Consider the following 6,884-nt stretch of genomic DNA (forward strand, 5'->3'; position numbering starts at 1 on the left):
CGCGCGTTCGATCGCGGCGTGACGGCGTACGACGCCGGGCGGCTCGCCGAGGCGCGCGCCGCGTTCGAGACGGCCGCGGACGCGGCGCCGCGCGCCCCCGACGCGTGGGCCAACCTCGGCACCGCGGCGTGGCAGCAGGGGGACACGGTGGCCGCCGCCGTGGGGTGGCAGCGCGCGCTGCGCCTCGCCCCGACCGCCGACGACGAGCGCGACCGCCTCGCCCTCCTCCCGACCTCGCAGGACGGGCGCGTCGCGGGCCTCCCGCCGGTGCCGGTGGACCTCGTGGCGGTCGGCGGGCTGCTGCTCGGGATCGCCGCCGGTGCGGCGGTGGCGCTGCGGATGCGTGGCCGCGCTCCCCGGCGCGCGACGAGCGTCGCCTGGCCGGCGGGCGCGACGGCGGTCGTCCTGCTCGGCGGGGCGCTCTACCTCGCCGACCTCGCGCGTGCCGAGTCGCTGGCCGTGGTGCGGCGCGACGGGTCGCTGCGCACCGAGCCCGCGCTCGGCGCCGACCCCACGGCCCCGGTGCAGGCCAGCGACGTGGCCCGGGTCGTCGGCCGGCAGAACGCGTGGGTGCGCGTGCAGCTCGACGGCGACCGCGAGGGGTGGGTCGAGAGCGACCGGCTGGTCTCGCTGGCGGCGCTCACCGCGCCCTGACGGCCGCGTCCGCCGGGGCGGGACGGCGGCGCGTTAGCTTACGGCCGTGCCCCGCATCGCCGTCCTCCCCCCCGCGGTCGCCGACCAGATCGCCGCCGGCGAGGTGGTCGAGCGCCCCGCCTCCGTCGTGAAGGAGCTGGTCGAGAACGCCCTCGACGCCGGCGCGACCGCCGTCGAGGTGACGGTGGAGGAGGGGGGGCGCGCCCTCGTCCGGGTGAGCGACGACGGCTCCGGCATGGGGCGCGAGGACGCGGTCCTGGCCCTCTCCCGCCACGCCACCTCCAAGATCCGCCACGCCGAGGAGCTGGTCGGCGTGGCCAGCTTCGGCTTCCGCGGCGAGGCGCTCCCGGCCATCTGCTCGGTCTCGCACCTCGAGCTGGAGACGTCGCCCGAGGACGGCGCGGGGACGCGGGTGCGCGCGTCGGGGGGAGCGCTGCAGGGCGTCGAGGACGCGGCGCGGCGGCGCGGCACGACGGTCTCGGTCGCGCGGCTGTTCCACAACACGCCGGCGCGCCAGAAATTCCTCCGCTCCGCGCGCAGCGAGTGGCGGGCGATCAGCGACGTGCTCGTCGTGATGGCGCTGACGCGGCGCGACGTGCGCCTCAGCGCGACGCACGACGGCAAGTCGAGCCTCGCGCTCCCCGCGGCGCCGTCGCTGCGCGCGCGGCTGGGCGCGATCCACGGCGCGCGCTACGCCGACGGCCTGCTCGACGTGGAGGACGTCGCCGGCGCGGTGCACGTGACCGGGCTGGTCGAGCGGCCGGGCGACGTCGGCACCGCGGCCCGGCGCGTGTTCCTCGCGGTGAACGGCCGCGCGGTGCGCGACACGGGGCTGGTGCGCGCCGCCGAGGCGGCGTACCGCTCCACCATCCCCGCCGGGCTGCGTCCGTCGCTCTTCCTCGAAGTCGTGCTGCCGGCCGGGGAGCTCGACGTCAACGTGCACCCGGCGAAGGCCGAGGTGCGCTTCGGCGACCGGTGGGCGGTCGAGCGCGCGGTCGAGCGCGCGGTGCGCCGCGCCCTGGGCACGCTCGACAGCGCCGCCGACGTCGGCGGGCGCGGGTGGTTCGCCGGCGGGCTGCTGAACGGCGCGCGGCCGGAGCCGGCGGTGAACCCGTGGGCCGAGGCGGGGCGCGACGTCGGCGCGCTGCACCTGGAGGCGGGGCCGACGGTCGGCCTCTTCGCCGACCCGGACGCGCCGGCGCCGCACGACCCGCGCGCCTTCGACGGCGCCCCGCACGGCGCGCCCGCGCTGCCGTGGGAGGTCGCGGCGCCGGCGGCCGCCCCGGCGCCGCCGGACGAGGAGGAGATCGCGGTCCCGCCGCTCGTGCAGCTGCGCCGCACGTACATGATGTTCGAGCGCGACGAGGGGGTCGTCCTCATCGACCAGCACTCGGCGCACGAGCGCGTGCTCTACGAGCGCTTCCTGGGCGCGATGGCGCGCGGCGAGTCGCCGTCGCAGCGGCTCCTCTTCCCGCTGACGCTGCACCTCGGCCCGGCGCAGGCCGACGCGTTCGAGGCCAACCGCGACGCGCTGACGCGCCTCGGCTACGAGGTCGAGCCGTTCGGCGGGGGCTCGCTGCTCGTGCACGCGGTGCCGACGCCGCACCCGCGCTTCGACGCCGAGCGGTGCCTGCGAGACACGCTCGACGCGCTGACCGGCGACCGGCACGCGGCGGCGCACGCGCGCCACGAGCGTCTGGCGGCGACCGTGGCGTGCAAGGCCGCGGTGAAGGCCGGCGACGCGCTGTCGCCGGACGAGATGCGGGCGCTGTTCGTCGCGCTCGCGCGCACCACGCTCCCCGCGCACGACGTGCACGGCCGCGCGACGATCGTGCACCTCGGCTGGGACGAGCTGGAGCGGCGCTTCGGGCGGGCGTGATGGCCGTCCCCGTGCTGCGCGCGATCTGCGGCCCCACGGCGGCCGGAAAGTCGGCGCTCGCGCTGGCGCTCGCCGAGCGCGAGGGGGCGGCGATCGTGAGCGCCGACTCGCGCCAGCTGTACCGCGGCTTCGACCTCGGCACCGCCAAGCCGACGGCCGGGGAGCGCGCGCGCGTCCCGCACTACGGCGTCGACGTCGCGGAGCCCACCGAGCGCTGGTCCGCCGCGCGCTGGGCCGACGCCTGCGACGGGTGGCTCGCCGACGCGGCCGCGCTGGGGCGCGCGCCGCTGCTGGTGGGCGGCACGGGGCTCTACCTGCGCGCGCTCGCGTCGCCGCTGTTCGACGAGCCCGAGCTGGAGCCGGCGCGCCGCGAGGCGCTCGCCGCCTGGCTGGAGGAGCGGCCGGTGGAGGAGCTGCGCCGCTGGGTCGCGGCGCTCGACCCGGGCCGGGCGCACCTGCAGCGCACGCAGCTCCTGCGCGCGCTCGAGGTGGGGCTGCTCACCGGGCGCCCGATCAGCGCCTGGCACTCGGCCGCCGCGCGCCCGCCGCGGGTGCGGCTCCGCTACCTCGTGGTGGACCCGGGGCCGCCGCTCGCGGAGCGCATCGAGCGGCGGACCGACGCCATGCTCGCCGCGGGGTGGGTCGACGAGGTGCGGCGGCTCGTCGGCGAGGTGCCGGCCGACGCCACCGCCTGGAAGGCGTCGGGGTACGACGCGCTCCGCCGACACGTGGCGGGGGAGCTGACCCTCGACGAGGCGCGCCGCCTGATCGTGATCGAGACGCGCCAGTACGCCAAGCGCCAGCGCACCTGGTTCAGACACCAACTGCCCGCCGGGGACGTTCTCCGGGTGGACCCCGCCGCCCCCGACGCGACGTCCGTCGTCGAGGCGTGGTGGCGCGGGGCCGCGCACCCCCACGAGGAGCTCGCGTGAAGATCGGCATCACCTGCTACCCCACGTACGGCGGTTCCGGCGCCGTCGCGACGGAGCTCGGCATCGCGCTGGCCGCGCGCGGGCACGAGGTCCACTTCATCACGTACCAGCAGCCGTTCCGCCTGCCGAACTTCCTCCCGCGGATCTTCTTCCACGAGGTGGATGTCGGGCGCTACCCGCTGTTCGAGTACCCGCCCTACGACCTCGCGCTCGCGGTGCGGATGCACGAGGTGGTGCGCGCCCACGGGCTGGACGTGCTGCACTGCCACTACGCGCTCCCGCACGCGACGAGCGCCTGGATCGCGCGCGAGATGCTGCGCGACAAGGGGGACGACGTGCAGGTCGTGACGACGCTGCACGGCACCGACATCACGATCGTCGGGCAGGACCCGTCGTTCCACGCGATCACCAAGTTCTCGATCGAGCGGTCGAACTTCGTCACCGCGGTGTCCGAGTACCTGCGCCGCGAGACGCTGGCGGCCTTCGGCTGCTCCGGGTGCGCGGTCGAGGTGATCCACAACTTCGTCGACCCGGTCGTCTACGACCGCGCCGCGCACCCGCCCGCGCTCTCGTGGCTCGTGCCGCGCGGCCGCAAGGTCATCATGCACGTGTCGAACATGCGCGCCGTGAAGCGCGTGCGCGACGTCGTGCGCACCTTCGCGCGGGTGACGGCCGAGGTGCCCAGCGTGCTGTTCATGGTCGGCGACGGGCCGGAGCGCGTCGACGCCGAGCAGGAGGCACGCGCCCTGGGCGTCGAGCGGCAGGTGCACTTCCTCGGCAAGCTGGAGGCGGTGGCGCCGCTGCTCGCGGGCGCCGACCTGTTCCTCCTCCCGTCGCAGAGCGAGTCGTTCGGCCTCAGCGCGCTGGAGGCGCTGGCGTCGGGGGTGCCGGTCGTCGCCAGCGACGCCGGCGGGCTCTCCGAGGTGGTGCGCGAGGGGGTCACCGGCGCGCTCTGCCCGGTCGGCGACGTCGAGGGGATGGCGGCCGCCGGGATCGAGATCCTCCGCGACGCCGAGCGCTGGCGCGCGATGAGCGAGGCCGCCGCGCAGGACGCCCGCGACCGCTTCACGCTCGAGAAGGTGGTGGCGCGCTACGAGGCGCTCTACGACCGCGCGATCGCCGCGTCGGGGCGGGCCCCGCGCCCCACCCGCCCGTTCCCGACGCCGGCCGAGGGCGTCGCTACATTGGGCGCATGACGCTCCTGGAAGCCCTGATCCTCGGCATCGTCGAGGGGATCACCGAGTTCCTCCCGGTCTCGTCGACCGCGCACATGATCCTCACCGCGGAGCTCCTCCGGCTCCCGGACAGCGCGTTCGTGAAGAGCTTCGAGATCATCGTGCAGCTCGGGGCGATCCTGGCGGTCGTGCTGCTCTACTGGCGCAAGCTGCTCGACGTCCCGCTGCTCATGAAGGCGGCGGTGGGCTTCATCCCCACGGGCATCGTCGGCCTCACCGTCTACAAGGCCGTCAAGGCGTACCTGCTCGGCAACGTCCCCGTGGTGCTCGGCGCGCTGCTGCTCGGCGGCGTGGTGCTGATCTGGTTCGACCGGCGCTGGCGCGACGAGCCGGACGCGGAGGTCGACTTCTCCGCCATCACGTACCGCGACGCCGCGCTGATCGGGCTGTTCCAGTGCCTGGCGATGATCCCCGGCGTGTCGCGGTCGGCGGCGTCGATCATCGGCGGCACGCTCATCGGCATCCCCAAGCGCACGATCGTCGAGTTCTCCTTCATCCTCGCCATCCCGACGATGGCGGCGGCCACCGGCTACGACCTGCTGAAGAGCCACGGGGAGCTGGGCGCGAACCTCCCCGCGCTCGGCGTCGGCTTCGTCGTCAGCTTCATCACCGCGCTGCTCGCGGTGAAGACCTTCCTCGCGTTCCTGCGCGGCCGCGCCTTCGCGACCTTCGGCTGGTACCGCATCCTGGTCGCCCTGATCTTCCCGTTCGTCGTTGGCCGCTGACGCGCTCGCGCGCCGGCTGGGCGTGCCGGCGGTGCACCACCACGCGGCCGTCCCGTCGACCATGGACGTGGCCCACGCGCTCGGCGCGGAGGGGGCCGCGGCCGGGACGCTGGTGCTGGCGGACGAGCAGACCGGCGGGCGGGGGCGCGCGGGGCGGCCGTGGGTGTCGCGCCCCGGCGCCGGCGTCTGGCTGACGCTGCTCGAGCGTCCGGCCGACGCCTCGGGGCTCGAGGTCCTATCGCTGCGGCTCGGGCTGCACGCCGCCGAGGCCCTGCAGCCGCTGGCCGAGGGGGCGGTCGGGGTGAAGTGGCCGAACGACCTCCAGATCGCGCGGCGGAAGCTGGCCGGCGTGCTCGTGGAGGCGCGGTGGCGCGACGCGCAGCCCGAGTGGGTGGCGATCGGCGTCGGCGTCAACCTCGTCCCGCCGCCCGAGATGCCCGACGCCGTGGGGCTGCGCGCCGGCACGACGCGCGACGAAGTGCTCGACGTGCTGATCCCCGCGCTCCGTGCGGCCGCCGCGGGGCACGGGCCGCTGGCCCCCGACGAGCTGGCGCGCTACGCCGCCGGCGACGCGCTGGCGGGGCGGCGCGCCCGGGCGCCGGTGCGCGGCGCGGTCTGCCGCGTGCTGCCGACCGGCGAGCTGCTGGTGGCGGGCGACGACGGCGCCGAACATCGCCTCCGCCAGGCGACGCTGACGCTGCAGGATTGACAGCGGGGTGTGCCGGGGCGGCGCATCGCGTGCCGGAATGGCGCGCGCCGAGTGGCACAAGTCGTTACAGGGCAGGGGTTTGGACGCGCCGCGTCGGGTCCCGGCGGGGGTTGACTCGTCGCCGGCCGCCGGGTACCTTCGGGCGCGTTGGCACTCACTGCGAGTGAGTGCTAACAAGACAACCACACCCATTCCATTTCGGAGAGGCGCAAGCAATGGCCACCAAGAACGCCGTCGCCGTGAAGCCCCTGGCCGATCGGGTCGTCATCCGCGCGCTCGAGGAGACCGAGCAGATGCGCGGCGGGCTGTACATCCCCGACACGGCGAAGGAGAAGCCGCAGCAGGGGGAGGTCATCGCCGTCGGCCCGGGCAAGTTCGACGACAAGGGCAACCGCGTGCCGATGGACGTGAAGGTCGGCGACAAGGTGCTCTACGGGAAGTACAGCGGCACCGAGGTCACGCTCGACAACGAGCAGTACCTGATCCTCCGCGAGGCGGACGTCCTCGCGATCGTCGGCTGAACGCGCCGGCGCTCGCTCGCAGGTTCCCCGTCGGAACTCCGTTCAACACCCCTTCCTCTCTGAGGACGCACTGACATGGCTGCGAAGGAACTGCACTTCAACACGGACGCGCGCGCTGCCCTCAAGCGCGGCGTCGACCAGCTGGCCGAGGCGGTCAAGGTGACGCTCGGCCCCAAGGGCCGGAACGTCGTCATCGACAAGAAGTTCGGCGCCCCCACGGTGACCAAGG

General features: G+C 75.5%; 7 protein-coding genes. All 7 read left to right on the forward strand.

The genetic code is table 11. The features are described from left to right. Positions 1-654 (forward strand): SH3 domain-containing protein (locus PYV61_RS18490; protein ID WP_275834343.1); only part of this gene is annotated, 654 nt, incomplete at its 5' end. A 46-nt stretch (positions 655-700) separates the two neighbouring features. After that, positions 701-2,533 (forward strand): DNA mismatch repair endonuclease MutL, encoded by a 1,833-nt coding sequence (mutL, locus tag PYV61_RS18495; protein WP_275834345.1) that lies wholly within the window; start codon positions 701-703, stop codon positions 2,531-2,533. After that, positions 2,533-3,465, forward strand: coding sequence for a tRNA (adenosine(37)-N6)-dimethylallyltransferase MiaA (gene miaA, locus PYV61_RS18500; RefSeq protein WP_275834347.1), 933 nt, complete (start codon positions 2,533-2,535; stop codon positions 3,463-3,465). The genes mutL and miaA overlap by 1 nt, the downstream gene beginning before the upstream one ends. After that, entirely contained in the window at positions 3,462-4,661 is a 1,200-nt protein-coding gene (bshA, locus tag PYV61_RS18505) for an N-acetyl-alpha-D-glucosaminyl L-malate synthase BshA (protein WP_275834349.1), read from the forward strand. The genes miaA and bshA overlap by 4 nt, the downstream gene beginning before the upstream one ends. Next, positions 4,658-5,425: an undecaprenyl-diphosphatase UppP gene (gene uppP / locus PYV61_RS18510; protein WP_275834351.1), complete on the forward strand. Its 768-nt coding sequence runs from the start codon at positions 4,658-4,660 to the stop codon at positions 5,423-5,425. Before bshA ends, uppP begins: the two co-directional genes overlap by 4 nt. Next, positions 5,415-6,134, forward strand: a complete 720-nt coding sequence (locus tag PYV61_RS18515; RefSeq protein ID WP_275834353.1) for a biotin--[acetyl-CoA-carboxylase] ligase — start codon at positions 5,415-5,417, stop codon at positions 6,132-6,134. Before uppP ends, PYV61_RS18515 begins: the two co-directional genes overlap by 11 nt. Positions 6,135-6,349: 215 nt before the next feature. Further along, positions 6,350-6,655 carry a co-chaperone GroES gene (groES, locus tag PYV61_RS18520; protein ID WP_275834355.1) on the forward strand — a complete coding sequence of 102 codons (306 nt, stop codon included), beginning with the start codon at positions 6,350-6,352 and terminating at the stop codon, positions 6,653-6,655. Positions 6,656-6,884: the final 229 nt, after the last annotated feature.

The organism is Roseisolibacter sp. H3M3-2, from assembly GCF_029211165.1.
In the GTDB taxonomy this organism is placed as follows: domain Bacteria; phylum Gemmatimonadota; class Gemmatimonadetes; order Gemmatimonadales; family Gemmatimonadaceae; genus Roseisolibacter.

Coding starts and splice junctions, on each gene's coding strand:
- miaA (WP_275834347.1), top strand. CDS start 2,533: ATGGCCGTCCCCGTGCTGCGCGCGATCTGCGGCCCCACGGCGGCCGGA.
- groES (WP_275834355.1), top strand. CDS start 6,350: ATGGCCACCAAGAACGCCGTCGCCGTGAAGCCCCTGGCCGATCGGGTC.
- uppP (WP_275834351.1), top strand. CDS start 4,658: ATGACGCTCCTGGAAGCCCTGATCCTCGGCATCGTCGAGGGGATCACC.